Annotated in this window: 15 protein-coding genes; 5 read left to right on the forward strand and 10 right to left on the reverse strand. The window is 71.6% G+C overall.

All coding sequences use genetic code 11. From position 1 onward, the window contains the following. The first annotated feature begins 78 nt into the window (after window positions 1–78). Window positions 79–834, forward strand: coding sequence for a GNAT family N-acetyltransferase (locus LXT21_RS30630; protein ID WP_254041745.1), 756 nt, complete (start codon window positions 79–81; stop codon window positions 832–834). A 10-nt stretch (window positions 835–844) separates the two neighbouring features. Here the strand turns inward: LXT21_RS30630 and LXT21_RS30635 are convergent, their stop codons facing one another. The 3 genes from LXT21_RS30635 to LXT21_RS30645 all read right to left on the reverse strand — a co-directional run bounded on the left by LXT21_RS30635 (window position 845) and on the right by LXT21_RS30645 (window position 4,333). Continuing rightward, window positions 845–1,663: a helix-turn-helix domain-containing protein gene (locus tag LXT21_RS30635; RefSeq protein ID WP_254041746.1), complete on the reverse strand. Its 819-nt coding sequence runs from the start codon at window positions 1,661–1,663 to the stop codon at window positions 845–847. A gap of 10 nt (window positions 1,664–1,673) precedes the next feature. After that, window positions 1,674–3,824, reverse strand: a complete 2,151-nt coding sequence (locus LXT21_RS30640) for a cation:proton antiporter domain-containing protein (protein WP_254041747.1) — start codon at window positions 3,822–3,824, stop codon at window positions 1,674–1,676. Between the two features lie 140 nt (window positions 3,825–3,964). Further along, entirely contained in the window at window positions 3,965–4,333 is a 369-nt protein-coding gene (locus LXT21_RS30645; RefSeq protein WP_254041748.1) for a response regulator, read from the reverse strand. Window positions 4,334–4,777: 444 nt separating this feature from the next. Here LXT21_RS30645 and LXT21_RS30650 point away from each other — a divergent pair, with 444 nt between their 5' ends. After that, window positions 4,778–5,470, forward strand: coding sequence for a hypothetical protein (locus LXT21_RS30650; protein ID WP_254041749.1), 693 nt, complete (start codon window positions 4,778–4,780; stop codon window positions 5,468–5,470). Between the two features lie 12 nt (window positions 5,471–5,482). Next, a complete protein-coding gene (locus tag LXT21_RS30655; protein ID WP_254041750.1) occupies window positions 5,483–6,196 on the forward strand; it encodes a ferritin-like domain-containing protein in 714 nt (237 codons plus the stop codon). A 7-nt stretch (window positions 6,197–6,203) separates the two neighbouring features. Here LXT21_RS30655 and LXT21_RS30660 read toward each other — a convergent pair whose 3' ends face one another. The 4 genes from LXT21_RS30660 to LXT21_RS30675 all read right to left on the reverse strand — a co-directional run bounded on the left by LXT21_RS30660 (window position 6,204) and on the right by LXT21_RS30675 (window position 10,699). After that, complete coding sequence (locus LXT21_RS30660) at window positions 6,204–6,812, reverse strand: TIGR02265 family protein (RefSeq protein ID WP_254041751.1); 609 nt, start codon at window positions 6,810–6,812, stop codon at window positions 6,204–6,206. A gap of 315 nt (window positions 6,813–7,127) precedes the next feature. Then, the gene (locus LXT21_RS30665) at window positions 7,128–8,288 is read right to left on the reverse strand and encodes a pyridoxal-phosphate-dependent aminotransferase family protein (protein WP_254041752.1); all 1,161 of its coding nucleotides are present in this window, start codon (window positions 8,286–8,288) and stop codon (window positions 7,128–7,130) included. Between the two features lie 102 nt (window positions 8,289–8,390). Next, window positions 8,391–9,686 (reverse strand): M20/M25/M40 family metallo-hydrolase, encoded by a 1,296-nt coding sequence (locus LXT21_RS30670; protein ID WP_254041753.1) that lies wholly within the window; start codon window positions 9,684–9,686, stop codon window positions 8,391–8,393. 101 nt (window positions 9,687–9,787) lie between these two features. Continuing rightward, window positions 9,788–10,699 carry a zinc metalloprotease gene (locus LXT21_RS30675; protein WP_254041754.1) on the reverse strand — a complete coding sequence of 304 codons (912 nt, stop codon included), beginning with the start codon at window positions 10,697–10,699 and terminating at the stop codon, window positions 9,788–9,790. 119 nt (window positions 10,700–10,818) lie between these two features. Here LXT21_RS30675 and LXT21_RS30680 point away from each other — a divergent pair, with 119 nt between their 5' ends. Then, the gene (locus LXT21_RS30680) at window positions 10,819–10,980 is read left to right on the forward strand and encodes a hypothetical protein (protein WP_254041755.1); all 162 of its coding nucleotides are present in this window, start codon (window positions 10,819–10,821) and stop codon (window positions 10,978–10,980) included. 52 nt (window positions 10,981–11,032) lie between these two features. Continuing rightward, window positions 11,033–11,971, forward strand: coding sequence for an ATP-grasp domain-containing protein (locus LXT21_RS30685; protein WP_254041756.1), 939 nt, complete (start codon window positions 11,033–11,035; stop codon window positions 11,969–11,971). 12 nt (window positions 11,972–11,983) lie between these two features. Here LXT21_RS30685 and LXT21_RS30690 read toward each other — a convergent pair whose 3' ends face one another. The 3 genes from LXT21_RS30690 to LXT21_RS30700 form a co-directional block, all read right to left on the reverse strand. After that, entirely contained in the window at window positions 11,984–12,163 is a 180-nt protein-coding gene (locus LXT21_RS30690; protein WP_254041757.1) for a hypothetical protein, read from the reverse strand. After that, a complete protein-coding gene (locus LXT21_RS30695) occupies window positions 12,160–14,379 on the reverse strand; it encodes a peptidase domain-containing ABC transporter (protein WP_254041758.1) in 2,220 nt (739 codons plus the stop codon). Before LXT21_RS30695 ends, LXT21_RS30690 begins: the two co-directional genes overlap by 4 nt. 182 nt (window positions 14,380–14,561) lie before the next feature. Then, on the reverse strand, window positions 14,562–15,899 hold the full coding sequence (locus LXT21_RS30700) for a hydroxymethylglutaryl-CoA reductase, degradative (protein WP_254041759.1): 1,338 nt from the start codon (window positions 15,897–15,899) through the stop codon (window positions 14,562–14,564). Window positions 15,900–16,342: the final 443 nt, after the last annotated feature.

Here is a 16,342-nt window from a genome sequence, read left to right on the forward strand (position 1 = left end):
TCCTGGAGGACGGGCGCGCGCTTTTGCGCGGTGCGATGTTCGCCGTCCGGCGCGGAGCCCCTAGGCTCGGGGCATCCCATGACCGATGCCGAACTGAACGACCGCCTGCGCGCCAACGTCATCGCCTTCAAACACCTGCAACGGGAGCGGGGCATGCTGCGCCACTTCGGCGCCCCGGGCCTGGACGCCTTCTGCCTGCCGGCGTACCCCGCCGAGTCCCACTTCCAGCAGGCCTACTTCCAGACGCCCCAGGCGCTCGCCGAGGGACTGCCCGCCCTGGAGGACTTCTACCGGCGCCAGGGCATCCAGGGCTGGCGCGTGGCGGTGCTGCCCGGCCAGGACGAAGGGGCGCGGCTGCTGGGCGCGCACGGCTATCGCCCCGACAACCGGCTGCCCGGCATGGGGCTGGCGCTGGCGGACATCCCGGACGAGCCCCCCACCTTCCCGCTCGTGGAGACCGACTCCCAGGAGGAGATGGTGGCGCTCAACGTCCGCGTCTGGGGCAAGTGGGACGACATCCTCTCCGTGTGGAACCAGCCGCCCCGGCTGCCCGTGCGCACCCTGGTGGCGCGCGAGGAGGGCCGCGCCCTGGCGTGCGGCTTCAGCCTGGACGTGGACGACACCGCGGGCGTGTACATGGTCGTCACGCTGCCGGAGGCGCGGGGCCGGGGGCTGGCCGCGGAGGTGATGAGGGGCCTCTTGTCCGGCGCCCGCGCCCGGGGCATGGCGGCCTCCGTGCTCCAGGCCACCGAGCAGGGCCGGGGCGTGTACCGCAAGCTCGGCTACCGCGAGCTGGGGGACTGGGTGAACTGGGCGCGCCGCGCGGAGGATTAGCAGCCCCGCTTCAGCGAAGCGCCTCCAGCTCCTCCAGGACGGAGAGCACCTGCGCGGGCTGGCGCGCCTCGCTCAGCCGCGCGGACAGCCCTCGCGCGGCCAGCCGGGCCACATGCGCCATGCGCACCAGCCGCACGCGCCCCAGTTCACCATCCACCGCCGCCACCACCAGCCGCAGCGGACGGCCATCGGGCGTGTCCACCGCCAGCCCCTTGGCCAGCGTCACCAGGGCCGCCACGGGGGCCGCGCCCGGCACGAAGACGTGGGGCACGGCCACCTCGCCGCCCACCGCGCACGAGGACGTGATGTCCCGCCGGCGCAGGCTCTCCGCCAGGCGCGGCGCGTCCACGCCGGGCAGCTCCACCGCCAGCCGCCCCGCCACCACGTCCAGCACGTCCTCCCACCCCTCGCAGGACAGCTGGAGCACCATCCGCTCGGGCGCCAGCAGCGGCGCCAGCGCCGGCACCGGCGCGTCCGAGGGCCCCCGGCGCACCGGGAACTCCGCGTCCAGGAAGTCGCGCACCCGGGCCAGCTGCGCCCCCGACAGCCGGCGCCGCGCCAGCTCCAGGAAGAGCGTCCCGGAGCCCGGCACGTCCTCCAGGTACTCCGTCACGTAGGGGCTGACCCGGTTGGCCACGTCCATCAACAACCCGGGAGGCACGTCCAGCTCCCGGGCAATCGCCGTGAGCCGCTCCACCGTGGGCGGCGCGTCCACGCCATTCTCCACCCGGCTGAGGTACGCGCTCGACACACCGATGCGCCGGGCCAGGTCCCTCAGGGACAGGCCCGCGTCCACCCGCAACAGCCGCAGCGTCGCACCCAGGTGCATGGCGGTGTGCTCAGCTCCTCGAGGCCACCGTCTGCGGGGAGACGGGCTGCCCGGCGGCGACCGCGTCCGCGACCGGCTCCGACTCGTGCACCACCAGCAGCGAGCCCGGCGCGTCCCGGATGATGCGCTCGCGGTGCAGCCCGAAGACGCGGTCCTCCAGGCCCCACTGCGCGCCCATGCCCACCACCATCAGGTCATAGCCCCCCTGACGAATCTCCTCGAGCACCGCGTCCTCGGGGGACTCGTGCCGCACCACCTTCAGCCGCACGCCGGAGCCCTCCGCCGAGGGGAACAGCTCCTCCACCTGCGCGCGCGCGTGGGTGTTCTCGTGGGACGTCACGTGCAGCACGGTGATGTCCGCGCCCGCCTGCTTCATCAGCCGCCGCGCCAGCTTCAGCGCCGCCCGGTCATGCCGGCTGCCGATGAAGGGCACCAGCACCCGCTTCACGTCGGCCAGGCCCCGGTCCACCAGCACCGCCACCGTGCCGCCGGCCGCGTCCTTCATCACCTCGTGCACCGTGCCGCCCAGCACCGTCTGGCTGAACAGCGGCTTGTGCCAGCCCAGCAGCACCAGGTCCGCGCGCTTGGCCTCCGCCGTGCGGCGGATGTCCTGCGCGGGCTCCGTGGACACGAAGGACAACGGCCGCACCGACAGGCCCAGGCCCCTCGCCCGTCCGAGCAGCGGCGCCAGCGCGCCCTCGCCCTCGACCGACTCCTCGGACGCCCCAGCGCGCGGCTCGGCCTCGCGCAGGGACACCCGCTCCGGATGCACCAGGTGGAGGGCATGCAGCTGCGTGGCCTCCGTGCCGGAGAGCGCCTTGGCCAGCGTGGCCATGCTCGGCCCGGCCTGCTGATGGGAGACGCACATCAGCATCGTGTAGGGCGTCAGGCCCGGGGCCGTGGCCGGCGCCAGCTCCACCTTGTCCCGCGCCATCTCCTCCATCGGGTAGATGAGGCGCAAGAGCGGCGTGGTCATGAACGTGGTCACCAGCGCCATGATGACCATCATGGTGAAGAGCGTGGGCGAGATGACGCCCAGGTCCAGGCCCAGGTTGAGGACGATGAGCTCCATCAACCCGCGCGTGTTCATCAGGACGCCGACGGCGCCCGCCTCGCGCCAGCGCATGCCCGTCAGCCGCGCCGCCACCGCGCTGCCGCCGAACTTGCCCAGGCAGGCCAGCAGGATGATGACACCGCAGGTCATCCAGGCCTCGGGCGTGTTGAGCAGGCCAATCTGCGTGCGCAGGCCGCTGAAGGCGAAGAACAGGGGCAGGAGCAGCACCACCGCCGTGTCCTCCAGCTTCTCCACCAGCGCCTCGGCCAGCCCGCCCTCCTTGGGGATGACGGCGCCGAAGAGGAACGCGCCGAAGAGCGCGTGGATGCCAATGAGCTCCGTGGCGAGCGAGGACGCGAGCAAGAGCAGCAGCGTGCCCGCCACCACGTTCTGCGTCAGCCCCTCGCGGCTGGCCACCCGCGCGCCCAGCCGGGCGAGGAACGGCCGCACCGCCAGCAGCATGAAGGCGATGTAGCCCACCGCGAACGCCGTGGTGAGCGCCGCCTCCGCCAGGCTCGCCGCGCGGACGATGGACACCACGAAGGCCAGCAGGCACCACGCCGTGACGTCATCCACCGCGGCGCACGTAATCGCGATGGCGCCGATGCGCGACTGCAAGAGCCCGCGCTCCGTGAGGATGCGCGCGAGCACCGGGAAGGCCGTGATGCTCATCGACACGCCCATGAAGAGCACGAACGAGGAGAACGGCACGCTCGGGTCCGACAGCGACTTGTAGAGCCACAGCGCGCCCGCCACCGCGCCCAGGATGAAGGGCACGACGATGCTCGTGTGGCTGATGGCCACCGACGCGTGCCCGCGCCCCTTGAGCATCCTCGGGTCCAGCTCCAGGCCGATGAGGAACATGAACAGCACCAGGCCCACCTGGCTCAACATCTTGAGCACGGGCATGGAGCTGGCCGGGAACAGCGAGTTCATCAGGTCCGGCGCCAGCCACCCCAACAGCGACGGCCCCAACACGATGCCCGCCACCACCTCCGCGATGACCAGCGGCTGCCCCAACCAGCGCGCTCCGCGGCCGATCAACCTCGACACGCCGATGATGACAATGAGCTGCGTGATGAGCAGCGTGAGCGGGTTGAAATGCATCCGGCCTCCTTCGGGAAATGCGCCTGTTAAGTGAGCACTTACCAGCCCACCTCGCGAAGCGTCAAACGCGCATTGCCCCCGGGTACGAGAGGCCCCGCTCCGCTGGAGCGGGCAGGCGGACGACACACACCGGAGCGGCGTCAGGCCGCCTGGTGTCTGCGAACGGCGTCCAGCAGCGTGTCCACGTCCACCGGCTTGCGCAGATGTCCACACGCGCCAATCTCCTCGGCCACCTGGCGGGCGTTGGCGGACGCGGAGAAGACGAGCACGGGGATGTCCCGCCATGCGGGCACCTGGCGCATGGCCCGCGCGAAGCCCGCGCCATCCAGCACGGGCATCATCATGTCGAGCAGCACGAGCGCGGGCAGCGCCGACATGTCACCGAGGACGTCGAGCGCGTGCTTGCCATTGATGGCCCCCGTCACCGAATAGCCCGCGTCGCGCAGCACCTCCTCCAGTGCCTCGCGCAGGTCCGCGTCGTCGTCCACCACCAGCAACGGCCCAGTCACGCACTCGCCTCCTTCTCACGACCCCACCACCCACCGGCCTCGAGAGTATCTCCCGCCACCGACGCATACGTCATATGTCTCGACGGGAGGCGGTCGCTCCGTCCCAAGCTCGTGTCGTGTCGTCGGCGCGGTGTTGAGCATTGGCCACTCCACGGCGACGTGCACGTGTGCATCTAAGGATTCCTCGTGAAGCCGTGAAGCACGCTGGGTGACGAGCGACCGCGTGGGCTCTCGGGTGCTGGGAGTCGATACGCGTCCTGGGGCGAACGGGGCCTCGCCCTGGCGACCTAAGGGTGCGACACCCTCTGTCTCGGAGACACCGTCGCCGTGTTTCACGACGTGCGCGCGAGCGGGCCCGCCCCCATCTCCTTGCCTTGCTCGCGCGGAGCCGAGGGGCCATGGAGGCCCGCTGTCACCCGCGCGGGCAGAGCCGGGGGACGCGCCATGACCGAAGCACTCTCACGCCGTGCCGCGTTCGGGCACGCCGCCGCCGTCGCGGGGCTGGGCCTGCTCACGGCCGCCTCGCGCGCCCACGCCCAGCGCAGCCTCAAGGAGGACCTGGCGGTGCTGCGCGCGCTGCTCGTCGCCGAGCGTGACGCCGTCGCGACACATGACGCCCTGGCCGGCGTGCTCGCGGCCGCGCCCGCCACCGACGCGCTGTTCGCCTTCCGGGGCCTCTTCGAGGCGCTCCGCTCGCGCTTCCGCCAGCAGCACGCGGAGCACGCCGAGCGGCTGGTGGGCGCGCTCGTCCAGCAGCGGGGCGCCGACGACGTGGGCGCGGGCACGGCGCGGCTGCCCGAGGACTTCGCGCCCTGCCTCCAGAACGCGCTCGATTTGCTGACCAACCTGGAGAAGGCGTGCGCCATCGGCTGCGTCCAGGCGCAGACGACCCTGAGACTCGACGCCAACGGGGGGCTCGCCGCCGGCATCGGCGCCGTGGCCTGCCAGCGCTTCGTCGTGCTGAACCTGCTCGCGCGGGGCTTCGCCACGCCGCCCGCGTCCACCGCGAACCAGCCCGCGGACGCGCTCGCGAGCCTCGCCGCCGCGTGGGTGCCGCGCGCGCTGGCCATCAGCCTGGAGGACGGCGTGGGCCTCGACGACGAGACCGGGCTGCCTTTCTACGACGTGACCCGCTGAAGGAGACCCCCCATGAACTCGAACCCGCTCCTCGCGCGCCGCCGCGTCCTGCAGTGCCTGGGCCTCGCCACGGGTGTCCACGCGCTCGGCGCCTGTGCCGACCCCCTGGAGTACCGGCCGAACCAGGAGGTGAACCCCATCGAGCGCGCCCGGGAGGTGGGCGCGCTCAACACGTTGCTCGCCGCCGAGTACGCGCTCGTCGACGCCTACGCCCAGGCCACCTCGCACCTGGTCGCCGCGCGCGATGACTCGACGCGCTCCCCGTCGGAAAGGGAGCAGGCGGTGCTCGCGCTCGGGATGGCGCGGGCCTTCCAGCAGCACCACGTCGCGCACGCGGCACTGCTCGCCCGGACGATGACGGACCTGGGCGCCGTCCCCGTGCGCGAGGACACGCTCTCCTACACGCCGCCCGCGGGCTTCAAGCCCTCCGTCGGCAACGTCCTGAAGCTGGCCGCCAACGAGGAGCGCCGCTCGGTCATCGCCTTCACGCGCGTGCTCGCGTCCCTCCAGACGCCGGACACGCGCTTCGTGCTCGCCTCCATCCAGGGCATCCACGCGCAGCACTTCGCGGTGCTCACGGCCCTGGTGGAAGCGCGCCTGGAGATGGCGCCCGCGCTCGACGCCGCGCGCGTGGTGCCCCGCCCCTTCGTCGCGTCCACCGAGGAGCTGGGCGGCGGCGAGGGCCTGGGCACGGAGCCCGACCTCGCCGTCGGGGACGCGGGCTGAAGCGGCCCTACCGCCAGGTCAGCTCGAACTCGCTGTCGAGCAGGGCCACCTGCCGCCCGCTCACGCACACGTCGCGGGCGCCCACCGCCTCCAGCGCGCCCCGCAGCACGCCCTCGTGGTACGCGGCGGGCATGAAGTCGCGGCGCATGATGAAGCGCGCGCTGCGCTCCCCCGTCCACACCGGGTAGCGCTCCCCGTAGCTCACCGCCATGCGGTACGCGTCACCCAAGGACTCGAGCAGCAGCCGGGGGCTGCCCGCGGCCTCCGCCAGGAGCTCCCGGCCGAACATCGACGCCAGGAAGTCCACCGTGGCCTGCGCGCCCATGCGCTCGAGCACCTCGTCGAAGCCGCCCTGCCGGGGCGCCAACAGCCGCGCCGCCGTGGACACCATGCGCAGGTAGCGCGACACCGAGTAGAGCTGGAACGGGTTGATTTCCCACACGCCCGCCACGCCCTTGCACCGCGCGACGGCGCCCTCGCCGCCCAGGAACGCGATGACGTGCAGCGCGCCCCGGAAGAACATCCCGCGCGCCTGGTCGTCCTCGGTCGCGGCCAGTCGACGCTGCTCCAGCTCCCACGCCGCGCCACCACCGCTCACATCCAAGCTCACGTACATGGTCGTCTCCCCGAGGGACTCGCACTGCCTCGGCTCAGGGGACACGTCCGGCGTTTGCTTAGGTTTTTCTGTGTTCGCCGGATTCCCCCCACTTCCTAGGTACCAACCCTCTCATATTTTTCTACCCCTGTCGAATGGTTCGAGATGGCCCCGGGGTCCGGGCGGGGCTTTGGCCAGCGTACGAAACGCCCGGATTCCAGGCACATAGCGCTCGCGCAGGCCCAGCGCCGGGAGGTCCCCCGGGGTGCGGGGGACCTGGGACGTGCGGGGGAAAGGGCGTGCGGGCGGCGAGCACCGGCTTCCGCGGCGCGCGGGTCAGCGGGCGGCGAGCACGGACTCGGCGGCGCGCAGGCCCGCGCCCGCCTCCGCCCGGTGTCCGGCGGCGAGGAGGGCGCGCTCCACGGCGCCCACGGTGACGAGCACGTCGCCGGGGCCCACGCGGTTCATGTGGCCCACGCGGAAGTAGCGCGTCTTGAGGTCCGGGTGGAGTCCGCCGGCCACCACCACGCCCTCCGCCTTCACGCGGCCGACGAGCGAGGCGTCCACGCCCTCCGGGTAGTAGACGGCGCTGAGCGTGTTCGCCGTCACCGCCTCCGACACGGGCAGCAGGCGCAGGCCCAGCGCGCTCCACGCGGCGCGGAAGGCGCGGGCCAGGCGCTGGTGACGGGCGAAGCGCGCCTCCATGCCCTCGGCCAGAATCTGCCCCAGGCTCACGTCCAGCGCGGTCACCAGGTTCACCGGCGGCGTGGCGAAGTACGACGGCTTGCCGCCCGCGTACGCCTCCATGATGGGCAGCCACTCCGCCCAGTCCGAGTACACGCTGGCCACCGGCGCCTTACGGCCCTTCCACGCCTCCATCGCCCTGGGGCTCGCGGTGACGAGCGCGAGGCCCGGCGGCACGCCCACCGCCTTCTGGCTGGCCGTCAGGTACACGTCCGCGCCCCACGCGTCCTGGTGGAACACCTCGCCCGCGGTGGCGCAGACGCCGTCCACCACCGACAGCACGCCGAGCGCCCGCGCGGCCTTCACCAGCCCCTCCACCGGCGTCAGCACGCCCGTGGACGTGTCCACGTGGGTGACGGTCATCACCTTGAAGCCGCCGCGCTCGAGGTGCGTCTTCACCTCCTCCACCGTGGGCGCGTCGCCCGGGGAGGCGCGCACGTGCGTCACCTTCGCGCCGTGCCGCTCGAGAATCTTCGCCATCCGGTCACTGAAGTAACCGGTGTTCACCACGAGGGCCGCGTCGCCGGGCTCCACCAGGTTGGCCACGGCCATCTCCATGGCCAAGGTGCCGGAGCCGGAGACGACGAAGGGCTGCGCGGAAGGGGCCAGGCACACCTCGCGCAGACGCTGCAGCGCCCGGCCGAAGGTGACGATGAAGGCCGGGTCCGTGTGGCTGAGCGAGGGGGCGCCCAGCGCGCGCAGCACCTCTTCCTCGAACTCCACCGGCCCCGGAATCATCAGCAGTTCTCTCACGGCGTCACCACTCCTCGCGGGCTCGGGGGCTCCGAGCGGTTGGGCGTCACGGTATAGGCACGGGGGACGACGGGCGGGAGCGGCGTGCCCCCGGGGGCGCACTCACAGTCGCTCGAGCAGCTCCCACAGGATGGAGAAGCCCTGCCGGAAGTCCTTGAGGTGCGCCTGCTCGTTCGGCGCGTGGTAGTACTTCATGTCGCCGAAGCCCGTGATCTGCACGTCGCAGCCCTGGCGCTGCAGGTCCCTCACCAGGGGCAGCGAGCCGGTGAGCGAGAAGGGCTGCGCGTCCACGCCGCGCACGGCCTTCATCGCGTCCTTCAGCGCCTGCAGCCCCGGCGAGTCCAGCCGGCACGCGATGCCCTCGGTGCCGCCGCCCTGGAAGCGCAGGGCCAGCCGGCCGCGCCGCCCGTCCTCCGTGCGCGTGCGAGGCCAGCCCGCGGGGACGTCGCCGCGCTCCAGCCGCGCGTCCAGCTCCCGCACGAAGTCCTCGGTGGCGCGCCGCACCTCGGCCATGTCGTGGAAGGGCGTCAGGCGCACGTCGCCCTTCACCACCACGTCGCCGGGAATCTTGTTCTCCTTGGTGTTGGACGCCTCCATCACCGTGGCCTTGAGGCTGGAGGTGGCGAGGAAGCCCCAGCGCTTCTCGTCCTCGTTGGGCGGGTAGCGCGCGTGGAACCAGCGGCCCAGCTCCAGCGACGCGGCCATGGCCAGCTCCAGCGCGTTCACGCAGTTCTGCGGCATGCCCGAGTGGCCCCCCACGCCCGTCACCTTCAGCTCCCACACGCTGTTGCCCGCGGTGCCCACGGTGGGGCCGAAGTTGGCGCTGTCCAGCCAGTACACCGGCTGGCCCACCAGGTCCTTGAGCCGTCCCTGCTCGGCCACGTAGCTCAGGCCCAGGCCGGGCAAGTCCCCCGCCTCCTCGTTGGCGATGAGCACGACCTTCAGCGTGCGGCGCGGGCGCACGTTGGCCTCGGCCATCTGCGCGAGCAGGTCCGTGGCCACCGCGACGTGGCCCAGGCAGTCGGTGACGCCGCGCCCGTAGAGCAGGCCGTCGGGGCCCTCCCACAGCTCGAAGGGGCTGCGCTCCCAGCCCTCGGAGACCTGGTCCGCGGGGACCACGTCGAAGTGCGCACCCACGAAGCCCACCGCGCCCTCGCCCGTGCCCTTCACGGTGAGCACCAGGCTGACGCGCGACTCGTTGCCCTGGGAGGCGAGGGACTCGGCGTGGATGAAGCCGCTGGCGATGTGCGGGGCCAGCGTGTCCAGCACCACCTGCGCGGCCAGCCGCTCCTGGGGCACCAGCCCCGCCTCCAGGTTGTTCTGCAACCGGGGCGTCAGGGCGATGAGACGCCGGAGCACCTCCAGAAAGCGGTCTTCCTTCAACTTGAGCGCGGACATGGGCGCGGATTGGAGCCCAGGTGCCGGATGGATGTCACTGAAAACGACGACGCCGGGGCCATGTGCAGGGCCCCGGCGTCGAGGACTTCATGCGTCCGCGCTCAGCGGTAGGTCAGCGCCTGCGAGTCCATGCGGGCCGACTGGCCGGCCGTGAAGCTGTTCATGCAGGAGTCGTCGGAGTAGTCCATGAAGTTGGTGATGGGGTCGTTGCCGGCGGCGGGGCAGGTGTTGCGGCCCGTGGGGCAGCCGTACGCGGGCGAGGACTCCGCCGGCGTGTCGCTGACCGAGTCGTTCGTGGTGGAGCAGCCGCCCTGGAACGTGTGGTACAGGCCCAGCCAGTGGCCGACCTCGTGCGTGCCCGTGTCACCCAGGTTGTACGGGGACGCGCTGCCGCCCGGCACGCTGGAGTACAGAATCACCACGCCGTCCATCGACGGGTTGCTGGCGTAGCTGGAGGGGAACGTCGCCCAGCCCAGGAGGCCGCCGCTCAGGTTCGCCGAGTAGATGTTGAGCGCGTTCTTGCCGCCCTTGCGCAGCGCCGTCTTCATGGCGCGCTCCGCGGACGAACCCGAGCCCAGGTTGTACCAGGTGGCGTTCGTGGTGCGGTCCGTCGCCGTCAGCGTGAACGTGAACGGCGTGCTCGCGTACGCGGCGTTCAGCACCGCAATCTGGTTCGTGATCATCGCCGTGGTGATGTCGCCGTTCGCCACGCCCGTGCCCTTGTTGATGACATGGAAGTAGACGGGGATGTTCACCGAGCCGTTGGGACGCGCGAAGGCAGACACCGCGCGCTCCGACTGGAAGCGGCGCTCCATGTCCGCCATCTCCTCGTGCGTCGGGTTCACGCCGCAGCCGCGGCCCTCGATGGCCTGCTGACCGGGCTGCTCCTCGGCCGCCGGCGGCGTGGGCTCGGGCTGCTGGGCCTCCGGAGCGCTCGAACAGCCGGACAGCAACGCCAGGACACCGATGACCACGGAGAAACGGCCACTGCGACGCGCAACGAAGCTGGACATTCCCGACTCCTCGGAAAATGCGTGGAATACGTACTTTCCGCGAAAAGCCGTCTCATAGTCAAACCCTCTCCTGGCGCGGCGGCGCGGAGTCGAAGTGGAATGTCCGTGGAGGACACACCATGACGCGCAAATACATTCATCCCAGGCTGGGGCTGTTCATCACGGAGCTGGGGGCGACGCCGAAGCCGCCCGGGACGGGGAAGCCCGGCGGCCCCAAGCCGATGACGACGATGGCGGTGGGCGAGGAGTCGAAGCAGCCGGACAGCGGCCCGCGCGATTGACGCGGTGCGCGTCCCTGGAGCTCCCACCGGGCATCTGCTTCGCTTGGCGTCCATGACGACTGGCGTGGTGGCACTGGTGGGCTCGCGGGAGGACATCCACATCCAGGAGGTGGGCCGGAGGCTCGAGGCGCTGGGTGTGGAGAGCGTCGTGGTGGACACGCTGACGTTCCCCGACGAGACGCGGATGTCGCTGACCGAGGACCTGGCCGGCATCCGCGTGGACGGGCGCGAGCTGGGACGTCCCGCCGCGGCATACCTGCGCGGGCTGTACACGCATCCGTTGGCGCACGGCGTCGACGCCTCGGAGGCGATGGCGGAGGACTGGCGCACCACGCTGACCGTCTTCCGTGAGAAGGCCACGTTCCTGTTGGGGCTGCTCGGCCGGTGGGAGCGGTTGGGCGTGCCGCTGTACAACCCGACCTCGGCGGACTGGGTGCTGCACAAGCCCGTGCAGTTGAGCGCGCTGGGGGCCGCGGGGCTGCCGGTGCCTCGCACGCTGTGGACGAACGAGCCGGAGGCGGTGCGCCGCTTCGCCTCGGGCGGACGCGTGGCCTACAAGCCCGTCATGGGCGGAGCCGCCACGCAGGAGCTCCTGCCGGAGGACCTCACCGACGCGCGGCTCGCGGCGCTGGCCGCGTCTCCCGTCACCTTCCAGGAGCTGCTGCCCGGCGAGGACCTCCGCGTCTTCGTGCTGGATGGCGAGGTCATCGCGAGCCTGCACATCGTCACCTCCGCGCTGGACTTCCGGCAGAACGAGGAGCGCATCGAGCAGGTGGTGCTCCCGGACGCGGTGGCCCGGCAGTGCGTGAAGGCGTGCGAGGTGCTCGGCCTGCGCTGGACGGGGCTGGACCTCAAGCGGGGCCTGGATGGCGAGCTGAAGTTCCTGGAGCTCAACGGCTCGCCCATGTTCCTCGGCTTCGACGCGGGAGGCGGCACCGACGTGGCCGGGCACTTCACGCGAGCGCTGGCGAAGCACGCGCGGGGCGGATGAACCCTCTGGAGGCTATCGCCACAGCGTCGCGAGCACGGTGCGCGAGGCCCCCCACGCCAGCGCGCCGAGCACCAGCACCAGCGCCGCGGTGAACAGGAGCGGACGATGGGGACGCGGGTGCATCACCGCGCGCAGCTCCTCGGTCATCGCGGGGTCCGAGTCCAGGTCCTCGTCGTCACGGGGGGACGTCATCGCTGCTCCATCTGGTTCTCGACGAGCGCGCGGTAGCGGCCGCCGGGGATGAGCACCAGCGCGTCGTGGGTGCCTTCCTCGACGACGCGGCCCTTGTCGAGCACGACAATCTTGTCCGCGCGGCGCACGGTGGACAGCCGGTGGGCCACGACGACGAGCGTGCGTCCGGTGGCCTCGCGCCGCAGAGCCTCGGTAATCGCCCGCTCCAGGGATGCGTCCAGGTGACTGGTGGCCTCGTCGAGGAAGAGCACGCGCGGGTCGCGGTAGATGGCGCGCGCGAGCTGGAGCCGCTGCTCCTCGCCTCCGGACAGCCTCACGCCCGCTTCGCCGATGCGCGTCTTGAGGCCGTTGGGCAGCGCGAGCAGCTCGTCCAGGCACGCGGTGCGCCCGGCGTGCAGCAGCCGCTCCGCGTCCGGCGTGTCGTCGCCCAGCGCGATGTTCTCCGCGAGGGTGCCGTCGAAGATGTCGGTCTTCTGGAAGACGAAGGCCACCGAGCGGCGCAGCGCTACCGGGTCGAAGGTCTCCAGCGGCTGGCCGTCGTAGAGCACCCGACCCTGCTCGGCGCGATACAGGCCGTAGAGCACCTGGGTGAGCGTCGTCTTGCCCGCGCCGGAGCGGCCGACGATGGCCGTCATCTTCCCCGCGGGCAGCGTGAAGCTCACGTCGTCGAGCACGGGCGGCTCGTTGGGGGAGCCGTAGCGGAAGGTGACGTGGTCCAGGCGCAGCTCCGGAGCGCGGGTCAACGCGCCGGTGCCGGGCGCGGTGTCGTCGCGCAGCTCGGGCGTGGACTCATAGACGATGTCCACGCGGCGCAGGGAGATGACCACGTCCTGGAGCTGGTGGATGAACATCACCAGGTTCTGCATGGGCGCGAGCGCGAGGCCCAGAATCGCGAGCGTCGCCACCATCTGCCCCAGCGTGAGCCGGCCCTCCAGGACGAGGTGCGCCTCGTAGACGAGGATGCCCATGGACACGGCCTGATTGACCAGCTGCGCGCCGGAGGTGTGCACGGTGTCGTGCAACCAGATGCGCCGCGCGGCCTCGGCCTCGCGGGCCTGGAGCTTCTCCCAGCGCGTGCGGGCCTGTCGCTCGGCGCCGCAGGCCTTGAGCGTCTGGATGCCGCCGAGCATCTGCATCTCCAGCCGGCTCGCCTCGGCCGCGACGCGGAAGCGCTGGTGGTCCAGCACCGTGCGGCGCGGCATCAACAGCAGCGTCCACACCGCGTACACGGCGGCCCCGCCCGCGAAGAGGGCGAAGACGGCGCTGTCGTAGAGGAAGAGCACGGCGCCGTAGCCCACGAGCATCACCAGGTCCAACAGCACGGACACGGACGCGCCTTGGAGGATGCGCCGGATGCGCTGGTGGTCCTCGATGCGCTTGAGCAGGTCCCCGCGATGACGCCGCGCGAAGAACGTCACCGGCAGGGACAACAGGCGCCGCCAGAACTGCGCGAGCAGCAGCGCGGAGAAGCCCCGGGACAACAGGAAGAGGCCCGCGCCGCGCGCAATCGACACGGCGATTTGCGCGACGAGCAGCACCGCGAGCCCCACGCCCACCGCCGTGAGCAGGGAGATGTCCCGACCGCCCACGGCCTTGTCCACGAGCCCCTGGATGAGCAGGGGCTGGGCGAGCGCGAGCGCCTGGAGCAACAGCGTGGTGAGGAACACCTGGAACAGCAGCAGGCGGTAGCGCAACAGGCCGCGTCCGAAGCGTCGCAGCGCGCCGAAGCGGCGGGACGTGACGGGCGCGGCGGGGACGGGGATGGGACGGAAGAGGGCCTCGGTGGGCTCCAGCGAGAGGAGGATTCCGTCCCAGTGCTCACCGAGCTTCGCGCGCGGGATGCGCCGCAGGCCCTGCTCCGGGTCCCCGACGACGGCCTCCTTCGGGGTGACGGAGTAGAGGACGACGAAGTGGTGGTCGTCCCAGTGCGCGATGCCGGGGAGGAGCGCCTGGCCCTCCGCATCCTCCAAATCGGTGGGGTCCTCCACATGGAAGCCGCGGACCTTGAAGCCGACCTTCTCCGCGGCGCTGGCGAGGTCCGGCAGCGAGGTGCCCACCGTCTGGACGTGGGAGAGGTCCTTGAGCGCGGCGAGCGAGTGCGCGGCGCCGTGATACGCCGAAATCATCTCCAGACACGCGGGCCCGCAGTCCGCCTCCTCGAGCTGGTGGCGCAGTGGATACGGTTCCAGGGCGACGGCGAGCCGGGAGCGGGGCACACCGCAATCGCTATCACGGAGCGCCGGGGGCAACCAGCCACAGGCCGACACGACGCACAGCGGCTTGCCCGCGCCCCGGCGCACAGCCTCTGGTCAGGTGGACACGACCCGGCGCATCGGGCTCGTGTGGTGCCGACTGCGGCGGCCCTGGGATTCGCGGGTGGGAGGGTTCACGGCGGGCGTCACGTGTCCTCGTTGTGCGGCGACACGAACGGCAACACGCCGCCCTTCAGCTCCCCGAGCACCCGCCGGGCCCGGTCCACCTTCACCTCGCCTTGCTGGACGAGCAGCGCGGCCACGGCCTCCACCCACTCGGGCGGCGTGCCCGCGCTCACCGCCACCGAGCGCGCGTGCAACGCCATGTGGCCCTTCTGGATGCCCACCGAGCCCAGGGCCCGCACCGCCGCCAGGTTCTGCGCCAGCCCCACGGAGGCGAACAGGCACGCCAGCTCCCGGACACCGGGATGTCCGAGCACCTTGAACGCGGCCTGCACCCCGGGGTGCACGAGCAGCGGCCCGCCCACCGTGCCCAGCGCGAGCGGCAGCTCGATTTCGCCCACCAGGTTCCCGTCCTCGCGCTTCCACGTGGACAGCGGCCCGTATCGACCCGTGCGCGAGGCATACGCATGCGCGCCCGCCTCGATGGCGCGCCAGTCCTGGCCCGTGGCGAGCGCGATGGCGTCGATGCCGTTCATGATGCCCTTGTTGTGCGTCGCCGCGCGGTAGGGGTCCGCCTGGGCGAAGCGGCTGGCCTGGACGATGCCCTCCGCGATGTCCGCTCCTGGCAGGCCGTTGTCGGCGAGCAGCTCCTCGGGGATGACACACCGCGAGCGCGCCAGCCGCCGGTCCGCGAGGTTGGAGAGGATGCGCAGGAAGACGCGGCCCCGCGTGAGCTCCTCGATGCGAGGCGCCACGCCCTCCATCATCGTGTTGATGAGGTTGGCGCCCATGGCCTCCTGGGTGTCGATGTGGAAGTGCACCACCAGGAGCGGCTCGCCCAGGGGGCCCTCGGGCGCGTCGAGGAGGCGGACCTCGAGGTCCTTCGCGCCGCCGCCTCGCCGCACCAGCTGGGGCTGCAGCGCGTTGGCCAGGTCCAGCAACTCCGAGCGCGCGGCGAGGATGCGCGCCCGCGCGGACTCCGGGTCGCCGTACCGCGTGAGCTGTATCTGTCCCACCATCAGCGACGGCTCGGCCCCCGCGACGAAACCTCCCGCCGAGCCGACGAGCTTCGCGGCGAACGAGACGGCCGCGATGACGGAGGCCTCCTCGATGACCATCGGCGCCACGTACGCGCGCCCGTTCACCGTGAGGTGGAGTCCCAACCCCAATGGCAGGCTGAAGCAGCCCAGCGCGTTCTCCACCATCGAGTACGCCTTCTCCGCGCCCAGGCCCTCCTCACCGGTGAGCGCGGCCAGGTCCGAAGCGCTCAGCCCCAGCTCGGCCGCGACCCGTGCACACCGCTCCTCCAGGGAAAGCCGATGAAAACCCGAAAAGATGCTGCGGCTGATATCGATGCCCATGGGGATTCATCCTCGATGTATTTCTTTGCCGGGAACCCACTCGCGAGCCGCTGCGACATGGCTTCAAACCATAATCACCCAGACAACGTCTCGCAGTGGATTCCTTGAACGTCTCTCCGTCACAAGACCCGCACCCAAACACAGACATCACCCGCATGGGGAACGGCGGTTCCCCGCACCGTGAATCACGGCACGGTGTCAGGGATGTGGGGGGCGCCACGAGAGGGCGCATCGGGTTCGAGGTGCCGACGGCCACGGCCCTGGGATTCGAGGTCGCGCCACCCTGGGGACGTCCGACGTCGACGGAGAGCGCGCAGCCCGAGGCACGCTCGGTGAGGTCGACCATCGCGTGGGCGTAGCCAGAGTCGCGGCACAGCGACATGAAGCCTTCCACGGTCTGGGGAACACGGCTCCTCGCCACCGGGCCTCTTCGACGAACGCCT

This window comes from Myxococcus guangdongensis (genome assembly GCF_024198255.1).
Classification (GTDB): domain Bacteria; phylum Myxococcota; class Myxococcia; order Myxococcales; family Myxococcaceae; genus Myxococcus; species Myxococcus guangdongensis.